Raw genomic sequence first — 17,731 nt, 5'->3', positions numbered from 1 at the left:
CGGCACCACCGCCACCCCCGCGCGCAGCAGGCGCCGGCGCAGCGCGGCGCGCGGATGGGTCGCGAGCGGGCCGGCGGGCCACGGGCGCCGCAGCACGGCCGCGGCGACGCGTTCGGCCGCGGACCGCGGCGCCGGCGGCAGCAGGGCCGATTTCTCCGCGCCGCCGCGTCCCGCTTCCCCGCCGAGCCCCGTCGTCACCGCGGCGAGCCGGGCACCCCGGAACAGCCGCAGCAGCACCGGTTCGGTGAGCTCCGCGCCGCGCAGGCGGCGTTCCTCCAGCGACACCGCGCGCGTGGTGAGCAGTCCGCGGCGGACCAGCAGCGTGCCGTCCGAGCTCCTGCTGAGGCGGAACCGCCACCACTGCTCCACCGAGATGGCCAGCGAACCGGCGGCGCCGAGGAGCAGTCCGAAGGCGACCGCGGCCCCGATGGCCAGCCACAGCGGGAGGCTGCCGGCGACCCGCTCGGCCTCCTCGGCCGCGCCCCAGGCCACGAGCAGGTCGCGCAGCGAACTGAGCGCCGAGAGCACCGCGCCCCACACGGTCAGGATCAGCGACGCGGTCAGCGCGGCGTAGCCGAACCACCGCACCCGCATGCGGGCGAGCGCGACGCCGGTGTCGGCGGGCCGCTCGGCGTCCTGGAGGTGGTCGAGCAGCGCACCGCGCAGCGCCTCGGCCTCGGAGCGGGCGAGCGCGTCGAGCTTGAGCTGCGCTTCCTGCTCGCCCTGCTCGGCGGTGCCGATGCTGACCACGGCGATCCCGAGGAGGCGCTGCGCCGGGTTGGCGGTGAGGTCGACGCTGCGGATGCGGTCCCGCGGGATCGACCGGTGGCTGCGCGTGAGCACGCCGCGGCGCAGTTCGAACCGCTCGGACGTGACGCGGTAGCGGGTGACGGACCACTCGACCGCGTTGGAGGCGGTGGCCAGGACGGCGAAGGCGATCCAGGCCGCCGCGGTGAGGGCCACGGTGCTGGCCCGGGCCGAGCCGAGCAGCATCACCAGCGCGGTCGGCACGAGCGGGGCGAGGACGAGAGCGGCGGTGGCCAGCAGCACGCGCGCGTCCAACCGCCACCAGGGGGCGGGGGTTCCCGCGCTGCTGGACCCGTGCGGGCCGCTGGACTCGTGCGGTGCGCTCACGTCGCGTCCCCGGGTGTGGCCTGCGTGGTTTCGGTCAGCTGCGCGACGAGCCGCTCGGCGACCTCCTGGTCGAGCCCTTCGACGGTGATCGGCCCGGCAGCGGAGGCCGTCGTGACCGTGACGCTGGCCAGCCGCAGCGCCCGCTGCAGCGGTCCGCGGGCCATGTCCACGGTCTGGATCCGCGACATCGGCGCGATGCGCCACTCCTGGTTGATCCAGCCGGAGCGGGTGTAGACGGCTTCGGCGGCGACCTCCCACCGGTGCACGCGGTAGCGCCACTGCGGCATGACCGCGGCGTGGAGCAGGCCCGCGACGGCGACCACCACCAGGACCGCCACGAGCCACCCGCGCGCGGCGGGCAGGAGCAGCGCCGGCACGGCCAGGGCTGCGAGCAGGACGACGAATCCGGCGGCGGATCGCACCGCCCACCACGTGATCGCCCTCCGGTGCACGCGGTGCCGCGGTGCGCGGGGCGGGGGAGCCGCGGCACCGCTCGGCGGTGGCGGCAGGTCTTCCGGTGTGGACACGACGTCCTCCGCTGCGGTCGGTGCGCTCGCGCCCATTCTCGCGCAGAGCGCGCGGAGCTACTCCGTTCGGATCATTTCAGCGCCGTGTTCGTTTCGCCGGGCTCGTCGAGATCGTTGCGCGTGGGGGTGAACGACGGGAGGGCCGATGCGCATGGCACGACATCGGAGCGCGCGCAGGACGGGGCCCGAGCTGGCCGCACGGGTCCGGCCTGCACGGCTCCGCTGGGGGCGCTGGAACTGTGCGGGCCGCTGGGGCGGTGCGGGCAGCCGGAGCGGGGCCGGCCGCTGGGGCAGGGCGACGGCCCTGGCGCTCGCGGCGGTGCTGACCGGGGGGCTCGCCGCCCCCGCCGCGGGGGCGCAGGAGGGCCCCGGCGCGCCGCCGGACGGGCCCACCGACTACTGCGGGGACCGGTGCGACCACATCCTGCCGCCCGGGCAGAACGGCAACGCCACGTTCGGCGACCTGGTCGGCCACATCCTGCTCGGCGCGAAACCACCGCACAGCGACGACCAGCTCGAACCGTACGCGCGGCTGGCCGACGGGTACCGGGAGCTGGACACCGCGACCGTCGACCGGTTCTTCCGGGACAACTCCTTCGGCGTTGAGGAGCAGGACGTCGCCCGGGAGTACCAGCCGCGGCAGGACGTCACCGTGGTCCGCGACGAGCAGCTGGGGGTTCCGCACATCTACGGCGAGACCCGCGCGGGCACGTCCTTCGGCGCTGGCTACGCCACGGCGGAGGACAAGCTGTTCCTCATGGACGTGCTGCGGCACGCCGGGCGCGGCCAGGTCAGCTCGTTCGCCGGGGGAGCGGAGCAGAACCGCGAGCTGGAGCAGCGGTTCTTCGCCACCGCCCCGTACACCGAGCACGAGCTGCGCGCGCAGATCGCGCGCGTGGCCGAGCAGGGCGAGCGCGGCGAGCAGGCGCTGCGCGACGCGAAGTCCTACGTGGAGGGAATCAACGCCTACGTCGAGCACGCGCGGGAGAACCGCGACTTCCCGGGGGAGTACGTGGCGACCGGGCACGTCGACCCGATCACCGACGAGGGCGAGATCGAACCGTTCCGCCTGACCGACCTGGTCGTGCTCGCCGCGCTCGTCGGCGCCCAGTTCGGCAGCGGTGGCGGCGGGGAGGTGGAGAACGCCGTCGCCCGGATGGAGCTGCAGGAGCGCTTCGGTCCGGAGCGCGGCGACCGTACCTGGCGCACCTTCCAGGCGCAGGAGCACCCCGGCGCGACCACGACGGTGCGCGGTGCGCGCTTCCCGTACGGGCAGTCCCCGGAGGATCCGGAGGGGACGGCGCTGCCCGATCCGGGCTCGGTGGTCGAGCAGGACATCACCGTCGACGAGCGGGGAACCGCCGCCGACTCCGGGGAGGGCTCCACGGCCCCGCCGCAGCCGCGCGGGGATCCCCGCGAACACCCGCGCGAGGCGCTGCGCGGCATGTTCTCCGACGGTGTCGTGCCGGAGGGGATGGCGCGCCAGCGCGGGATGTCGAACGCGCTCGTCGTCTCCGGCGAGCACACCGAAAGCGGGCACCCGATCGCCGTGTTCGGGCCGCAGACCGGGTACTTCGCCCCGCAGCTGCTGACGCTGCAGGAACTGCGCGGCCCGGGGATCTCCTCGCGCGGTGCGTCGTTCGCCGGGCTGAGCTTCTACACCCTGCTGGGGCGCGGCCAGGACTACGCCTGGAGCGCGACGAGCGCGCAGCAGGACATCGTGGACACCTACGCGGTGCGGCTGTGCGAGCCGGACGGCAGCGCACCCCGCCGGTCCTCCGACCACTACGAGTTCCGCGGCGAGTGCGTGCCGATGCGCACCGTGGAGCGCGAGAACTCGTGGGAACCCACGCTCGGCGACAGCACCGGGCCGGGCTCCTACACGCTGCGCTCCTACCGCACCGCCCACGGCCCGGTGACGCACAGGGCCACAGTGGACGGACATCCGGTGGCCTACGCGGCCGCGCGGTCGACCTTCCTGCACGAGGTGGACTCGATCACCGGGTTCCAGAAGTTCAACGACCCCTCGGCGATCCGCTCCGCCGCGGACTTCCAGCGCGCGGCCGCGGACGTGAACTTCACCTTCAACTGGTTCTACGCCGACGACCGGGACACGGCCCACTACAACTCGGGTGCCAACGTGGTCCGCCCGCCGCACGTCGATCCGAGCCTGCCGATCGCCTCCGCCCCGGCCAACGAGTGGCGCGGGTGGAACCCGGCGGACAACACCGCCGAGCGCACCCCCGCCGAGCAGCACCCGCAGGCGCGCAACCAGGACTACTTCGTCGACTGGAACAACAAGCAGGCCGCGGGCACCGCGGCCGCGCAGCCGAACAAGGGCTCGGTGCAGCGCGTGGACCTGCTGGACCGCCGGGTGCGCGCGCTCGTCGAACGCGGCGGCGTCGACCGGGCCGACGTGGTCGGGGCGATGATGGACGCCGGGCTGACCGACCTGCGGGCCGAGCGCCTGCTGCCCGCGCTGCTGCGGATCATCGACAGCGCCCCGGTCGACGATCCGCGCACCGCCGCGCTCGTCGAGGAGCTGCGGGACTGGCGGGAATCCGGCGGAAAGCGGGCTGAGAGCGAACCGGGCGGCCGCGAGTACGCGCACGCCGAGGCGATCCGGCTCATGGACGCCTGGTGGCCGCGGCTCGTGCGCGGCGTGTTCCAGCCGGCCGTGGGCGAGGAAGCGTTCACCGCGCTCACCGCCACCACGGGGGTCAACCAGTCGCCCTCCGGGTGGCAGAACGCCGACCCGGACCGGCAGGTGGGTCAGGGCCACCAGGGGTCCGCCTTCCAGAGCGGCTGGTACGGCCAGGTGTTCGACGACCTGCGCACCGTCCTCGGCGAGGACGTGCCGGGCGGACCTGCCCGGGCGAAGTGCGGCGGCGGTGAACTGGAGCAGTGCCGCGCGGTGCTGCTCGACGCGCTGCGCCGGGCCGAACGCACCCCGCCCGAGCAGACCTACCCGGGCGACGACACCTGCGAGGCCGGCGACCAGTGGTGCGCGGACGCGCTGGTGCACTCCGAGCTCGGCGGCATCGGCCACGAGCCGATCAGCTGGCAGAACAGGCCGACGTACCAGCAGGTGGTCGAGTTCCGCTCCCACCGGGGGAGGTGATTCCCGCGCCCCGCCGGCGGCCGGCGGGTCCCCTTCCGGTGAGCGGCGGGGTGCGCGCTGGGCGCGCGGGAGGGGCGGAGCGTGCAGGCCGCCGCCATGCCCCGGCGGTGTGACGGCGGCGCGCGGGCGACCGGTACGGTTGCTCGCCGTCGATTCCGGGCCGCCCGTGCGGCGGTTCCGCGCGATTCCGAGCCGCGTGCTGCAGACCCCCGGGGAGCGTGCTGATGGCCGACTCGTTCTTGTCCCTCGTCCCGCCCGTGCTGGCGATCGCGCTCGTCGTCCTCACGCGCAAGGTGCTGCTGTCGTTGGGGGTCGGGATCCTCGCGGGCATCGCGCTGGTGCACGACTTCGACCCCGTCGCCGGCGGGCAGCGGCTGTTCGGGATCGTCGCGGGGATCTTCGTCGCCGACGGCGGGGTGAACACCGAGAAGGTGTTCAACCTGGCGTTCCTGCTGTTCCTCGGGATGATGGCCGCGCTGGTCTCGGTGTGCGGCGGCAGCCGCGCCTTCGGCGAGTGGGCGCGGCGCCGCATCCGCACCCGCCGCGGCGCGCTGTTCCTGCCCGCGGTGGCGGGCGTCGTCGTGTTCATCGACGACTACTTCAACGCGCTGGTGGTGGGCAACGTCAGCCGCCCGGTCACCGACCGGTTCCGCGTTTCGCGCGCGAAGCTGGCCTACGCGGTCGACTCCACCTCGGCGCCGGTGTGCGTGAGCATGCCCGTGTCCAGCTGGGGGGCCTACATCGTGTCCGTGCTGGCGGGCGTGTTCGCCGCGCACGAGCTCAACGTGGGCGCCCTCGAGGGGTTCGTGCGCACGGTCCCGCTGAACTACTACGCGGTGGGCGCGCTCGTGATGGTGCTGTGCGCCGTGGCGTTCCGCATCGACTTCGGGCCGATGCGCCGGCACGAGCGGCGCGCCGTCCGCGGCGAGGGGCTCGGCGAGCTCGAACGCGACGCGAGCGCGCTGGAGGACGGCGCGGCCCCGGACGGCAAGATCCGCGACCTGGTGCTGCCGATCGCCGTGCTCGTGGTCGGCACGGTCGCGGCCATGGTCGCCACCGGTGCGCGGGCCGGCGGCAGCGCCGATCCCCTGGTGGTCTTCGAGAACACCGACGTGCCGACCTCGCTGCTCATCGGCAGCGTCCTCGGCTGGCTGGTGTCGGTGGTGTTCGCCGCGCGGCGCTCCGTGTCCCGCCCGCTGTTCCTGCGCGGGCTGGGAACCGGTGTGCGATCGATGATGCCGGCGATCTGGATCCTGCTGTTCGCCTGGACGATCATCGAGGTCATCGACGACCTGGGCACGGGCGAGTACCTGGCCGGGCTGGTCAGCGGTCAGCTGAGCCTGGCGCTGATGCCGGTGCTGACGTTCCTCGTCTGCGGGTTCATGGCCGTGTCCACGGGCACCTCGTGGGGCACGTTCGGCATCATGTTGCCGATCGCCGGGCAGATCGCCGTGACCGTCGATCCCGCGCTGCTGTTCCCGCTGCTCGGTGCTGTGCTGGCCGGGGCGATCTTCGGCGACCACTGCTCGCCGATCTCGGACACCACGATCATGTCCTCGGCGGGCGCGCAGGTGAACCACATCGACCACGTCGTCACGCAGCTGCCGTACGCGCTGCTCATCGCGGCCGTGGCCGCGGTCGGCTACCTCGTGCTGGGGCTGACCGGCAGCGGGGTGGCGGGGCTGCTGGCGGTGCTCGTGCTGCTGGCCCTCGCGGTCGCTGCGCTGCGCTGGTGGACGCTCCGCGCCGGCGCGGAGACCGCCGTGGCCGCCGAGAGGGCGTGAGGGGCGCGCAGGCGATCCCGTTCGCCGAGGACACCGAACACGCCAGCTACGACCCCGACCACGTCCGCCGGTTCTGGGGCCAGCTGCTCGCCGCGCACCGGGTGATGGGCCGGTTCCGCTCGCGGTTCCTCGGCAAGACCAGCCCGGTGCGCTTCTTCCGGGGTGCCGTGGACCTCGCCGTCACCCGGTTCCCCGGACGGATCGCACCGCCGAGGACCCGGACGGGACGCTGCTGGAGTTCCTGCAGAGCACCTGCGGGGCGGCCGCGGACAACGCGGGCTGGGAGCGCGCGTCCCTCGAGGACGGCCCGGAGCACCGCGTCGCACGCCGCTGACTCACCCACCCGTGTGCCCCCAGCCAGGCGTCCGGTGTGGTCCGCTTCGGCGCGGACGCGTTCGCGACCGCCGGTGCGGGTACTCCCGTGCGGGCTCCACCGCCGAGCGAACCACAGCCGCGGGCACCGGGAGGGGAGATGACCACGCCGACGGGCAAGCACGTCGTCGTTGTCGGCGCCACGGGCAACGTGGGCACGAGCGTGCTGCACGCGCTGGAGGCCGACCCCGACGTCGCCGGGATCACCGCGATCGCCCGGCGCGCACCGGGCGAGGCGGCCGGTTTCGGCAGCAAGACCGGGTTCCTGGCCGCGGACGTGGCGCGCGCCGACCTCGGCGAGCACCTGCGGGGAGCGGACGCGGTGATCCAGCTGGCCTGGATCTTCCAGCCCACGCGCGACCCCGCGACCACGTGGCGCAACAACGTCCTGGGGACTCTGCGGGTCTTCGACGCCGTGGCCGAGGCCGGCGTGCCCGCGCTGATCTACGCCTCCTCGGTCGGCGCGTACTCGCCCGGGCCGAAGGACAGGAGGGTGGACGAGTCCTGGCCCACGCACGGCTGGCCCGGTGCTGCTTACTCCCGGGAGAAGGCCTACCTGGAGCGGTGCCTCGACGCGTTCGAGCGGCGCCACGAGCGCACCCGCGTCGTGCGGCTGCGCCCCGGCTTCGCGTTCCAAGCCGGCTCGGCCGCGCAGCAGCGCAGGCTCTTCGCCGGGCCGCTGCTGCCCGGCTCGCTCGCGCGTCCCGAAGCGCTGCCGGTGCTGCCCGACCTGCCCGGGCTGCGGGTGCAGACAGTGCACAGCGAGGACCTGGCCGAGGCCTACCGCCTCGCGGTGCACCAGCAGGTCGGCGGGGCGTTCAACATCGCCGCCGAGCCGGTCCTCGACGCCGCCGCCCTGGCCGGGACGTTCGGCGCGCGCACCGTGCCGGTGCCCGCGGAGGTGGCGCGTTCGGCGCTGGCCCTGGCGTGGTCGGCGCGGCTCGTGCCGGCCTCGCCGCACCTGTTCGACGCGGTGCTGCGGCTCCCGCTCATGGACATCACCCGGGCGCACGAGGAACTCGGGTGGTCGCCCCGGCACACCGCCCGGGACGCGGTGCTCGCGTTCCTGGAGGGGCTGCGGCGCGGCCAGGGCGTCCCCACGCCGCCGCTGCGCCCGCGCGTGCCGGGTGGACGGTGGGGCGAGCTCTGCACCGGCGTCGGCCAGCGCCAGTGACCGCGGGCCCCGGGGTCCGCGGAGGGAGTCCCGGGAGGACGGACGGCGCGGCCCGGGCCGGTGCGGCCAGGACCGCCGCGGCCCGGCGAGACGCCCCGCCGCCCGTGCCCTCGCCGTCGAGCCGCCCGCGCCTCAGCGCAAGCTGCGGCCGCCCGGCGGGTCGGCGAGGAACTCGTCGAACGTGGTGCTCCCCGGCGCCCGTTCGGGGGCGAGGTGCTCACCCCGCCGGTAACCGCGGGCGATCTTGCCGGGCAGCGGGATCCGGAGCACGATGCGGCGGCGCCCGGTCGCCGCGCGGTACGCGCGGGCGAGCTCGGCCAGCGCACGCACCTCCGGACCGCCGATGTCGGGCACCCGGCCAGCGGGCGGGCGCTCGGCGATCCCGGTGAGGTGCTCGGCCACGTCGCGCACGTCGACCGGTTGGAAGTCCATGCCCGCCGGCACCAGCACGCACGGGAGGTGTCGCTGCGCCGCGAAGAACGTGGCGAGCAGGTCGTGGAACTGGGTGGCGCGCAGGATCGTGAACGGCAACTCGGAGCTCTCCACCAGCTGTTCGCATTCGACCTTCGCCCGGTAGTAGGGCAGCGGGATCCGGTCGCACCCGACGATCGACACGTACACGAGGTGCGGCCGACCGCCACCGCGGGCCGCGCGGATGAGATTGCGCGTCGCCAGCACGTCCCCGCGCCCGTTGGCGGTCGCGCAGTGCACGATCACGCCGGTGCCCCCGACCGCCGCGTCCAGTCCGGTGTCGGTGCGCAGGTCGCCCTGGGCCCACTCGTACTGCCTGCGCCCGGCCGACACGGGGGTGCGACTCAGCACGCGGACCGCGTGCCCGGCGGCGAGGAGCCGGTCCACCAAGGCGCTGCCGAGGGTGCCCGTGGCGCCCGTCACCAGGATCGGATTCGTCATCGCTGCCTCCGGCGCACCGCACCGCCCTGTCGCCCGGCGGTGCCGTGCGCGTGTCGGGTCGCTCGTGCGTTCCAGGGTGGACCCGGCGGAGGCCGCGGGCGAGCGCTCCGCCGGCCGCGGCGTCACCGCGTTCGGGGCGGGAGCAGGAAACGGTTGTCCATGCATCCAGGTTCAACTGTTTCGATGGCGGAAAGCAGTCAAACTTTCGTTTTTCGTTGATCGCCTCTTGACGCTTCGGGGCGCGGCGCCTTCAATGAGTCCTCATGCGTGATCTCCGCCACGGCCCCTGAGCCCGCACCGGTGAACGGGTGTCCGCACTTCCCCTCCGAGAGGACGTTTCCGATGGCACGGTTCGCGCCGCTGCGCGCGTTGACGCGATTGGCCGCCGAGCACACCGCCGCCGAGCGGGCCGGAGTTCCCGTCGACGCCTTCCGGGACGCCCGGGCCGCCGCGCAGCGCGGCGAGGTCTCCCGCCGGGACCTGCTCCGGTTCGGAGCGGCCGGTGGCGTGGCGCTGGCCGCAGGAGCACCGAGCGCGGCGGGGCCGGCGCGCGCGGTCGCCGCCACCGATCCGGCTCCGCGCATCGCCGTGGTCGGTGCCGGGCTCGCGGGACTCAACACCGCCCTGGTGCTGCACGACGCCGGTGTTGCCTGCACGGTTTACGAGGCCGGAAACCGCTTCGGCGGAAGGATTTTCAGCGAACGCGCGCACTGGGACGGGGGGCAGACCGCGGAGTGGGGCGGTGAGCTGATCGACCGCGAGCACCACGCGATGCACCAGCTGTGCCGCAGGTTCGGCCTGGACGTCGTCGACGTCCGCAAGGCGGAGCCGAAGGGGAGCGACGAGGTGTTCCACTTCTTCGGCGAGTACTACCTGCGACCGGAGGCCGACGAGGACTTCAAACCGGTGCACGAGGCGCTGCAGGCGGACCTCGCGGCGGCCGGGCGCAGGACCGACTGGCAGAGGTCCACCCCTGCCGGCGTCGAGCTGAGCCGGATGAGCATCCACGAGTGGATCGAGACGCGCGTTCCCGGTGGTCACCGCTCCAGGATGGGGAAGTTCATCGACGTGGCCTACACCGTCGAGTACGGAGCCGAAACCGCGGAGCAAACGGCGCTGAACCTCGTCTACCTCATGGGGTACCAGCAGAACCCGGGGCACTTCAACGTGTGGGGGCAGTCCGACGAGCGCTACCACATCGCGGGCGGCAACGAGCAGCTGCCGGAGGCCATCGCCGAAACGCTGCCGAGCGGCACGCTCCGGCGCGGGTGGGACCTGCTCGCCGTGGCCCGCGACCACGACGGGACGCAGAGGCTGACCTTCGACGTCGGCGGGAGGACGCAGGACGTGCGCGCCGACCACACGGTCCTGGCCGTGCCGCTCGGCGTGCTGCAGCGCCTCGACCTGTCGGCGGCGGGATTCGACCGGCGCAAGCGCGAGTCGATCGCCGCCATGGGGATGGGGGTGTGCACCAAGCTGAACATGCAGCTCTCCACGCGCGTGTACCTGGGAGAGGGACCCTGGCCCGGGGTCTCCAGCGGAGAGTGCTTCAGCGACACCGGTTTCCAGCAGGTGTGGGACGCCACCCGCGGGCAGGGCGGCGACCCCGGCATCCTGATCCAGTACGGGAGCGGCGAGCGGGCGGAGCGGCTGCGGCCGCCGGCCCCGTTCCTGACCGAATCCGACCCGTACGTGCGCGTCGCGACGGAGAGCACGCTCGGCTCGGTCGACGAGGTCCTCCCCGGGGTGCGGGACGCGTGGATCGGCAAGTCCGCGCTGGCGGCGTGGCACGTCAACCCGCTCTCCCGCGGTGCCTACTCGTACTGGCCGCTCGACTACTGCCACCGCTACGCCGGATATGAAGCCGTGCGGCAAGGCGACATCCACTTCGCCGGTGAGCACACCTCGGTCGAGCACCAGGGGTTCATGAACGGGGCCGCGAGCTCGGGGAAGCGGGCCGCCGAGGAGGTCCTCGCCGACCTGAGGCGCTGAGGAGGGCGGACCCGGCGGTCGTCAGACGTGCCTGGTCGCGTGCTCCGGTGGCGCTGGTCCGCGTGCTGGTGGGTGAAGCGCGCGCAGAAGGCCAGTCGCGGTCCCGCGCGCTGCTGGAGGTGCAGAGCCGCAAGAAGCCACGAAGATTCTCGACGCCTTGCAATCGCCGGAGACGGCAAGCCCCTCTGCCCGAGCGGCAGCGGCCGCAGTCGAATACGGCCCGTGCAAGCTCTCCCCGACCCGCATCTGCACGCGTACATCCGGTGGATGGGGAGCGAAGCCGGTAACCAGGTGCCGGGACGCCTCCGATCAGCCGGTATCCGTGACATCGATCGACCACGAGACCGACCTGCGATCTTGGTGGATCGCGTGGTGGTGGCTGGCGGGTACCCACACCGCCGGCAACAATGGCCAAAGCGAGCTGGAGCAGAAGAACGTCCGGCGGAATTGCACCAGCTCGGACGAGACCACTTGGGCCGGAACGACGCTCGGCACCATCGAGTACGGTGGCGACACCTTCTGCGCTCGCGTGTACCAGGATGCTGTGGAGAAGCCCTGCGGTGACTGAACCCATCGTGCGCCTGGTCTACGAACGCACCGCTCCGCCGGGAGTGGACGCCGGAGTCGAACCGTTGATCGCGGTGTGCGCCACCGAGGAGGAGGCCGAGCGGATCAAGGCGGAAAGCGCCGCGCGCGACCGGTACGCGTCCTGGGAGACGCATCCCCTGCGAGGAGCTGCGGGCAGGACGACACCGCTGGCCGACGGCGAGATCGTCCACGTGGTGCTGCTCGGCGGGGGGAACGAACCGGACGATCCCGAGCGGGACCCGATCGGCGTTGCCGTCTACACCGACGGGGAAGCAGCCGAACGGCGGGCAGCCGAGGAGCGGCTGCGCTCGGGAGATCCCGGGTACCACGCGATCTCGCTGACCATCGGGTGGCGGGCCGCCCCCTGAGCACGGCACCCGGTGGCTGGGGTGGCCACGTCGGCAGTGCGTACATCCACCACCTCACCAAGTGCTGCTCTTTCGGTCGCGAGGAGCGCAGCGTCCTTGCGGAGCTGAAGGTCGCCGCCGTCGGCGAGGGCACCGCCCTCGTGCTCGGACTGCCCGATTGGGACTGCTGGCTCGTCGACGACGAGCGCGTGCTCGTGTCGACCTACCGGGACGATCACGTGCCGCTCGGCGCGCACGTGTACACGGCACCGAGCGTGGTCAGCCGGTACCGGTCTTGGCGCGATCGCCTCGTGCGGTGGGCGCAGCCGCTTCCGCCGGTAGCACCGGCGCGGACGTGGTCGGTCGTTCGTCAGAGTGCGCAGCAGCGCCCGTCCCGTGGCGGGAGCGGGGGCGGTCATGCCTGCCAGCTTGCTCTCGGAGTGTTCCCGTGCCCTGCGTTTGCCCTGCGCCCCTCCCGGGCGGCGCCCGCAGGGCACTTGCCGCTCCCCGTTGTCCCCGCTCGGTGGGGCCGATGAGATTCGAACTCACACTGCCTAGGACCTAAACCTAGTGCCTCTGCCTGTTGGGCTACGGCCCCGCGGTCCCCAGCCTATCCGGGGCGTGATCGACGCGGCAGGCGGGCGGAGGCCGCTGCGGAGGCGGCGCGAGCACCACCGCGAGCAGCGCACCGGACCTCGAGCCGGCGCACCGCCCGGCGGACCGGGGGAGGTGGCAGCGGACCACGGGATCACCGGTCCGTGCGGTCGCGACCGCGACACGGCCAACCACCGGTGCCTCCGCGGAGGCCGGGTGATCTACCGTGGGCGCAGGCGGGTGAACAGGAGGAAGACACGTGGCTCGTGACCCCGATGCTATCGAGCGCGACATCGAGCAGGCGCGGGACGCGCTTGCCGATTCGCTGAACCAGCTCAGTGAGCGCGCGCACCCGAAGCGGGCGGTGGACTACGGCAAGTCCGTGGCCCAGGACAAGCTCAACGATCCCCGGGTGCGCTACGCCCTCATCGGCGTGGGGGCGCTGGCGGCGCTCGTCGTCGTGCGCAAGATCCTGCGCTGACCGCGCGGCGGACCCGGCTGACCAGCGTCACCCGGGTCCGCCCGCACCCGCGGAGCCCGGTGCCGCCCCGCCGTGATCGAGGTCCGGCGCGGCTCCTCGCGCGGCGAGGCCTGGCGGGATCGCGGGGCGCGGCGAGGCCTGGCGGGCCACCGCACCCGGCGGGCAGCGCTGCGCGGCCACGACGGCGGACGGGAGCGCTGCGGCGGTACCGCGGGCAGCAGGCGCGCGGGCGCGGAGCGGGCGCTCAGGCCCGCACCGCGTCGCTGGCCGCCGGTTCGGCCACGTGCACGGCATCGCCGCGGCGCACCACGCCGTGCTCCACCACGTCCATGATCACGCCGAACAGGTTGTCGTGCCGCGCGATCAGGTGGCTCTGCAGCTGCGGCCACCGCTCGCCGCCCGTGCGGTCCCAGCTGGGCACCGCGCAGCGCACGCACGGCCCGGTGTGCTCGGTGCTGGTGCGCAGCACGACCTCCCCGGTGGTCAGGGTCGTCCCCGGTTGCCACGCGGCCTCGGCGAACGCCGGCAGGTCCGCGTCGACGTGCAGGTTCGGCCGGAACCGCAGCAGGTCCACCTCGGTGCCGAGCTCCTCGGCCAGCGCCGCCAGCGATGCCGCGAACGTCACCAGCACCGACGGCCCGCGGTCCTGCTGGCCGGGGGCCGCGTGCGGGCGCGCCGGGACGCCCAGGGCGGTGCTCAGCTCCTCGCCGAGCCCCGGATCGGACCAGGACCACCGCTCACCGGCGGGGGAGACGAGCACGGGCGGTTCGGCGGGTGCCACCGGGTCGCCGTACCCGGCTCCCCACCGCAGCATCGCCGCGTTCTGCCGCACGGTGAGCACCTTGCCCGAGCGCTTCTCCCGACCGTCGAGCAGCGCGTAGGCGCGGTCGCCGGTCATGCCCGTGCCGTCGAACCGGGCGGCGTCGACGGCCTCGCCGCGCAGGGACTTCACCGGCCAGCGGTGCAGCTGCGCCACCGACCCCGCGGCGCCGTCGGGTGCGCCGCCGCGGGGCGCCTGCGCCCGGTCCTGCTCCACCGCGTCCTCCCTCGGGTCGTCGCTCCGGACCGATCTTACGCGTCAGCGGAGCGCACCGGCGGTCACTGCAGCAGCCGCAGCAGGCCTTCGTCGATGAGCCGGTCGACGAAATCGGCGTCCAGCGACTCGTCGGTGAGCATCAAGCGGTACAGCAGCGCCGCCCCCGCGAGCTCGACCACGGTGTCCACCGGCACGTCCTCGCGGATCTCGCCGCGTTCGATGCCGCGCTGGATGATGCGCCACAGGATGCCGCGCTGCGGGTGCAGGAACGACTGGCGGAACGCGGCGGCCAGCTCGGGCTCGTGGGGCAGCTCGCCCACCAGGGCCTGGGCGGCTTTGCCGACGGGGCCGGTGAGGAAGCTGCCGAAGGCGCGGAGGAACTCGCGCAGGTCCGCCTCGACCGAGCCCGAGTCGGGCTCCGGGATGTTGCGCCGCACCAGCTGGTTGCAGGTGTCGATGACCAGGTCGAGCTTCGACTCCCAGCGGCGGTAGATCGTGGCCTTGCCCGCGCGGGCCTGCGCGGCGACCGCGTCCATGGTCAGCGCGCGGTAGCCGACGTTGGCGAGGACCTCCATCGCCGCTTCGCGCAGCGCCGCGTCCCGGCTGGAGTCCCGGGGGCGTCCCCGCCCCGTGCCGGGCCGCGTGGGTTCGACGCTGGTCACGGCTGGTTCCTCCTCGCATTCCGGGCAGTGGGCGCTGGGAACATCCTAAGCGGAGCGGGCCGTCGGGGCGCGCGCACGCGCGGGCCCGTCCCGCGGTGGTGCGGCGCCGGGCGGTGCTCACCAGCGGTTGCGCCGCGCTCGCGGGGGTTCGCGCACGGGACGCGGGGCGCGGGCCCCGCGGGGGATCACTGGGCGAGCGGGTGCTGCGCGGTGCCCGCGTTCGCCGCGGCCGCGGCCTGCTGCGTCGCCTCGTCGGACAGTCCGGTGCGGGCCTGCAGGTAGGCGGTGGTGAACGCGAAGCCGTCCCCGTCGAGCAGGTGGATGACCACGCGTCCGCTCGGGCTCCCGGCGAGCTGCTCGATGAGCTGCTCCGCCTTGTCGCGCGCGGCGACCAGCCCGGGCGCGCGGACGGTCTGCTGATCGGATCCCGCGGTGACGGTGACCAACCAGTCCGCGCCGTCCAGGGTGTAGTCGGCTGTGATGTGTCCGCTAGCCATGCTGTTGTCGAAGCCTCCGGCCTGCTCGTCGTCGACCTGGTCACGCCCAGTTCGTCGGCGCGCGGGAAGCGCGTCCCGGAACGGACGCGGACGGGAGCGACCCGCGTGGCACTCGACTGTACGAGGCCGTCCGACCGACACGGGCGGGGGATCGCAGTGCACGGGGCGACCGCGTTCCGACGGCCCGTGCCGCGCGGGTGAGCAGCGGTTCACCCGGAGTCGCGGCAGCCTCGCGGGGCACCGCCGAGCCTACGACGCGGCGCCTCCGGGAGGTCCTCGGGGCGATCCACGTCACGGCCGTCGGAGCAGTCCGCGCAGTCGACGAGGGTGACGTGGCGGGTCCGCAGGTACTCCCGCGCCCCCGCGTCCCCGGCGGCCGCCTCGCGGATCCCGCACCAGTGCTGCCGGCCGAGCAGCACCGGGTGCCCCCGGGCACCGGCGAACGAGGCCGCTGCGAGCGCCTCCGGGGCGGAGTGCGCGGCCACCCGGCGGACCGCTTCGGCGGTGATGCCCGGCATGTCCACCGGGAGCACGACCACCGCCTCCGCGGACGAGGCCTCCGCCGCCGCCAGACCCGCGCGCAGCGAGGACCCCATGCCGGTGTCCCAGTCGGGGTTGTCCACCGGCCGCACCCGCGGCAGCCGAGCCGTCGCGCGCACCTGCTCCGCGGCGGCGCCGAGCACCGCGAACACGGGCGAGCAGCCGCCCTCCCGCAGCACTCGGCAGGCGCGTTCCACCAGCAGCTCCCCGCCGTGCTCGACGAGGGCCTTGGGGCGGCCGAAGCGGCGTCCCGCCCCGGCCGCCAGCACGACTCCCGCGGGCATGCGGCTCCTCCGTTCGCGGTGCGGCACCGGCGCAGCCGTCCGGCTCCCGCGAGGTCAGCTCCCGCCGGCTAGCCGAACAGCGCCTCGATGGCCTCCACGCCGAAGTACAGCGCGAACACGACGGCGAGGGCGCCCACCAGCCAGCCGATCTCGCGCGCCTTGCCGCGCGCGAGCTTGATCGCGGTGAAGGCGATGATGCCCGCGCCGATGCCGTTGGTGATCATGTAGGTGAACGGGATGACGGCGATCGTCAGGAACGACGGCACCACGTAGTCCGGATCGTCCCACGGGATGTGCCGGACCTGGGACATCATCATGCCGCCGACGAGCACCAGGGCCGGCGCCGCGGCCTGCGCGGGCACGATCGCCGCCAGCGGGGTGAACAGCAGCGTCAGGCAGAACAGCCCGCCGGTGATGACGCTGGCCAGCCCCGTGCGCGCGCCCTCGGCCACGCCCGTGGCGGACTCCAGGAACACCGTGTTCGGCGAGGAACCGCTCAACCCGCCGGCGGTGGCGGCGAGGCCGTCGACGGCGAGGATGCGCCCCATGCCCTCGACGCGTCCGTCGCGCACGAGCCCGGCCTCGTTGCCGACGCTGGTGATCGTGCCCATGGCGTCGAAGAAGCCGGACAGCACCAGGGTGAACAGGAACACGGTCGCGGCCAGCGCGCCCGCGGAGCTGAACCCGCCGAACAGGTCGACGGTGCCGAACAGGCTGAAGTCCGGGTGGCCGACCACCTGCTCCGGCAGCTGCGGCGTCACCGTGCCCCACTCCTGCCCGGAGATGTCCAGCAGCGCGTTGGCGCCGACGGCCGCGGCCGTGCTCACCGCGATCCCGATGAGCATCGCCCCCGGCACGCGGCGCACCACGAGCACGAGCATGAGCAGCAGGCTGAAGCAGAAGATCGCGATCGGCACGCCGACGAGGTGCCCTTCCGGTCCCTGCCCGAGCTGGACGGGCACGTCCGTGTCGGCCGAGTCCGGTTTGCGGGTGACGAAACCGGCGCTGACGAACCCGATCAGCGCGATGTACAGGCCGATGCCCACCGCCAGGGCGGTTTTCAGCGGTCCGGGGATGGCGTTGATGATCCGCTCGCGCACCCCGCTGAGCGCCATCGCGATGATGACGAACCCCTCGAGCACGACCAGGCCGAAGGCCTCCGCCCACGTCATGGCCGGCGCGATGGTGAACGCCACCACCGCGTTCACCCCGAGCCCCGAGGCGAGCGCCAGCGGTGCGTTGCCGACCAGCCCCATGAGGATCGTGACCACGCCCGCCGTGGCGGCGGTGGCGGTGGTGAGCTGTTCGGTGGTGAGCACGGCTCCCGTCGCGTCGCTGGAGGAGCCGAGGATCAGCGGGTTGAGCATGACGATGTAGGCCATCGCGACGAACGTCGTCACGCCCCCGCGCAATTCGCGGCCCACTGTGGACCCGCGCGGCGATATCCGGAAATAGGTGTCGAGGATTCCCGGTCTCGCCGTCGATTCTCTGGTCGCGGTGCGTTCGCCCATGTCTTCTCCCTTGCCGGTGGGTCCTCTGCTCTTTCGCCGCCGTGCGGCGGCTGGGCGAAACGTGCGGAGCACACGCGGATTGCCGGGGCGAATGCCGGTGGCACGCTCCGCAGAGGAATTCGGAAGAGCGCGCGGAACCGCGGTTCCGCGCGCGGATTCGGTCCGGTCACCGTTT

Annotated in this window: 17 protein-coding genes, 1 tRNA gene and 1 pseudogene; 10 read left to right on the top strand and 9 right to left on the bottom strand. The window is 73.8% G+C overall.

What is annotated here, in order from left to right; translation table 11 throughout:
• The coding region (locus ACYVJE_RS22615; protein WP_461146059.1) for a PH domain-containing protein at positions 1–1,134 on the bottom strand (1,134 nt) is incomplete at its 3' end.
• Complete coding sequence (locus tag ACYVJE_RS22610) at positions 1,131–1,661, bottom strand: PH domain-containing protein (RefSeq protein ID WP_461146058.1); 531 nt, start codon at positions 1,659–1,661, stop codon at positions 1,131–1,133. The genes ACYVJE_RS22615 and ACYVJE_RS22610, both read right to left, overlap by 4 nt.
• Before the next feature lie 319 nt (positions 1,662–1,980).
• Between ACYVJE_RS22610 and ACYVJE_RS22605 the strand changes: the two genes are divergently transcribed.
• The 5 genes and pseudogenes from ACYVJE_RS22605 to ACYVJE_RS22585 all read left to right on the top strand — a co-directional run bounded on the left by ACYVJE_RS22605 (position 1,981) and on the right by ACYVJE_RS22585 (position 8,112).
• Positions 1,981–4,782, top strand: coding sequence for a penicillin acylase family protein (locus tag ACYVJE_RS22605; protein WP_461146057.1), 2,802 nt, complete (start codon positions 1,981–1,983; stop codon positions 4,780–4,782).
• Between the two features lie 224 nt (positions 4,783–5,006).
• A complete protein-coding gene (locus ACYVJE_RS22600; protein ID WP_461146056.1) occupies positions 5,007–6,566 on the top strand; it encodes a Na+/H+ antiporter NhaC family protein in 1,560 nt (519 codons plus the stop codon).
• Positions 6,515–6,724, top strand: a pseudogene (locus ACYVJE_RS22595) (DUF5996 family protein); the annotation flags it as partial. The gene ACYVJE_RS22600 and the pseudogene ACYVJE_RS22595, both read left to right, overlap by 52 nt.
• Entirely contained in the window at positions 6,640–6,900 is a 261-nt protein-coding gene (locus tag ACYVJE_RS22590; protein ID WP_461146060.1) for a DUF5996 family protein, read from the top strand. The pseudogene ACYVJE_RS22595 and the gene ACYVJE_RS22590, both read left to right, overlap by 85 nt.
• A gap of 138 nt (positions 6,901–7,038) precedes the next feature.
• Positions 7,039–8,112 (top strand): NAD-dependent epimerase/dehydratase family protein, encoded by a 1,074-nt coding sequence (locus ACYVJE_RS22585; RefSeq protein WP_461146055.1) that lies wholly within the window; start codon positions 7,039–7,041, stop codon positions 8,110–8,112.
• Positions 8,113–8,244: 132 nt separating this feature from the next.
• On the opposite strand, the gene ACYVJE_RS22580 is transcribed toward ACYVJE_RS22585, so the two are convergent.
• Positions 8,245–9,024: an SDR family oxidoreductase gene (locus tag ACYVJE_RS22580; RefSeq protein ID WP_461146054.1), complete on the bottom strand. Its 780-nt coding sequence runs from the start codon at positions 9,022–9,024 to the stop codon at positions 8,245–8,247.
• Between the two features lie 342 nt (positions 9,025–9,366).
• Here ACYVJE_RS22580 and ACYVJE_RS22575 point away from each other — a divergent pair, with 342 nt between their 5' ends.
• The 4 genes from ACYVJE_RS22575 to ACYVJE_RS22560 all read left to right on the top strand — a co-directional run bounded on the left by ACYVJE_RS22575 (position 9,367) and on the right by ACYVJE_RS22560 (position 12,487).
• Positions 9,367–11,016 (top strand): flavin monoamine oxidase family protein, encoded by a 1,650-nt coding sequence (locus ACYVJE_RS22575; protein WP_461146053.1) that lies wholly within the window; start codon positions 9,367–9,369, stop codon positions 11,014–11,016.
• A gap of 322 nt (positions 11,017–11,338) precedes the next feature.
• A complete protein-coding gene (locus ACYVJE_RS22570; RefSeq protein WP_461146052.1) occupies positions 11,339–11,584 on the top strand; it encodes a hypothetical protein in 246 nt (81 codons plus the stop codon).
• A complete protein-coding gene (locus ACYVJE_RS22565; RefSeq protein WP_461146051.1) occupies positions 11,577–11,972 on the top strand; it encodes a hypothetical protein in 396 nt (131 codons plus the stop codon). The genes ACYVJE_RS22570 and ACYVJE_RS22565 overlap by 8 nt, the downstream gene beginning before the upstream one ends.
• Positions 11,954–12,487, top strand: coding sequence for a DUF6879 family protein (locus ACYVJE_RS22560; protein ID WP_461146050.1), 534 nt, complete (start codon positions 11,954–11,956; stop codon positions 12,485–12,487). The genes ACYVJE_RS22565 and ACYVJE_RS22560 overlap by 19 nt, the downstream gene beginning before the upstream one ends.
• On the opposite strand, the gene ACYVJE_RS22555 is transcribed toward ACYVJE_RS22560, so the two are convergent.
• A tRNA-Leu gene (locus ACYVJE_RS22555) sits at positions 12,476–12,549 on the bottom strand. The two genes, ACYVJE_RS22560 and ACYVJE_RS22555, sit on opposite strands and share 12 nt — an antisense overlap.
• Before the next feature lie 255 nt (positions 12,550–12,804).
• On the opposite strand from ACYVJE_RS22555, the gene ACYVJE_RS22550 reads away from it, so the two are divergent.
• On the top strand, positions 12,805–13,026 hold the full coding sequence (locus ACYVJE_RS22550; protein ID WP_459158607.1) for a DUF3618 domain-containing protein: 222 nt from the start codon (positions 12,805–12,807) through the stop codon (positions 13,024–13,026).
• A gap of 244 nt (positions 13,027–13,270) precedes the next feature.
• Here the strand turns inward: ACYVJE_RS22550 and ACYVJE_RS22545 are convergent, their stop codons facing one another.
• The 5 genes from ACYVJE_RS22545 to ACYVJE_RS22525 form a co-directional block, all read right to left on the bottom strand.
• Positions 13,271–14,062: an MOSC domain-containing protein gene (locus ACYVJE_RS22545; protein WP_461146049.1), complete on the bottom strand. Its 792-nt coding sequence runs from the start codon at positions 14,060–14,062 to the stop codon at positions 13,271–13,273.
• 62 nt (positions 14,063–14,124) lie between these two features.
• Positions 14,125–14,724, bottom strand: coding sequence for a TetR/AcrR family transcriptional regulator (locus tag ACYVJE_RS22540; protein ID WP_461146048.1), 600 nt, complete (start codon positions 14,722–14,724; stop codon positions 14,125–14,127).
• Between the two features lie 185 nt (positions 14,725–14,909).
• Positions 14,910–15,221, bottom strand: a complete 312-nt coding sequence (locus tag ACYVJE_RS22535) for a hypothetical protein (protein WP_459158610.1) — start codon at positions 15,219–15,221, stop codon at positions 14,910–14,912.
• A 209-nt stretch (positions 15,222–15,430) separates the two neighbouring features.
• Complete coding sequence (locus ACYVJE_RS22530; RefSeq protein WP_461146047.1) at positions 15,431–16,045, bottom strand: nucleotidyltransferase family protein; 615 nt, start codon at positions 16,043–16,045, stop codon at positions 15,431–15,433.
• 68 nt (positions 16,046–16,113) lie between these two features.
• Positions 16,114–17,556 (bottom strand): NCS2 family permease, encoded by a 1,443-nt coding sequence (locus tag ACYVJE_RS22525; protein ID WP_459158612.1) that lies wholly within the window; start codon positions 17,554–17,556, stop codon positions 16,114–16,116.
• Between the last annotated feature and the right edge of the window lie 175 nt (positions 17,557–17,731).

Source organism: Salinifilum aidingensis (genome assembly GCF_054782015.1).
This window is presented reverse-complemented; position numbering and strand designations above follow the sequence as displayed.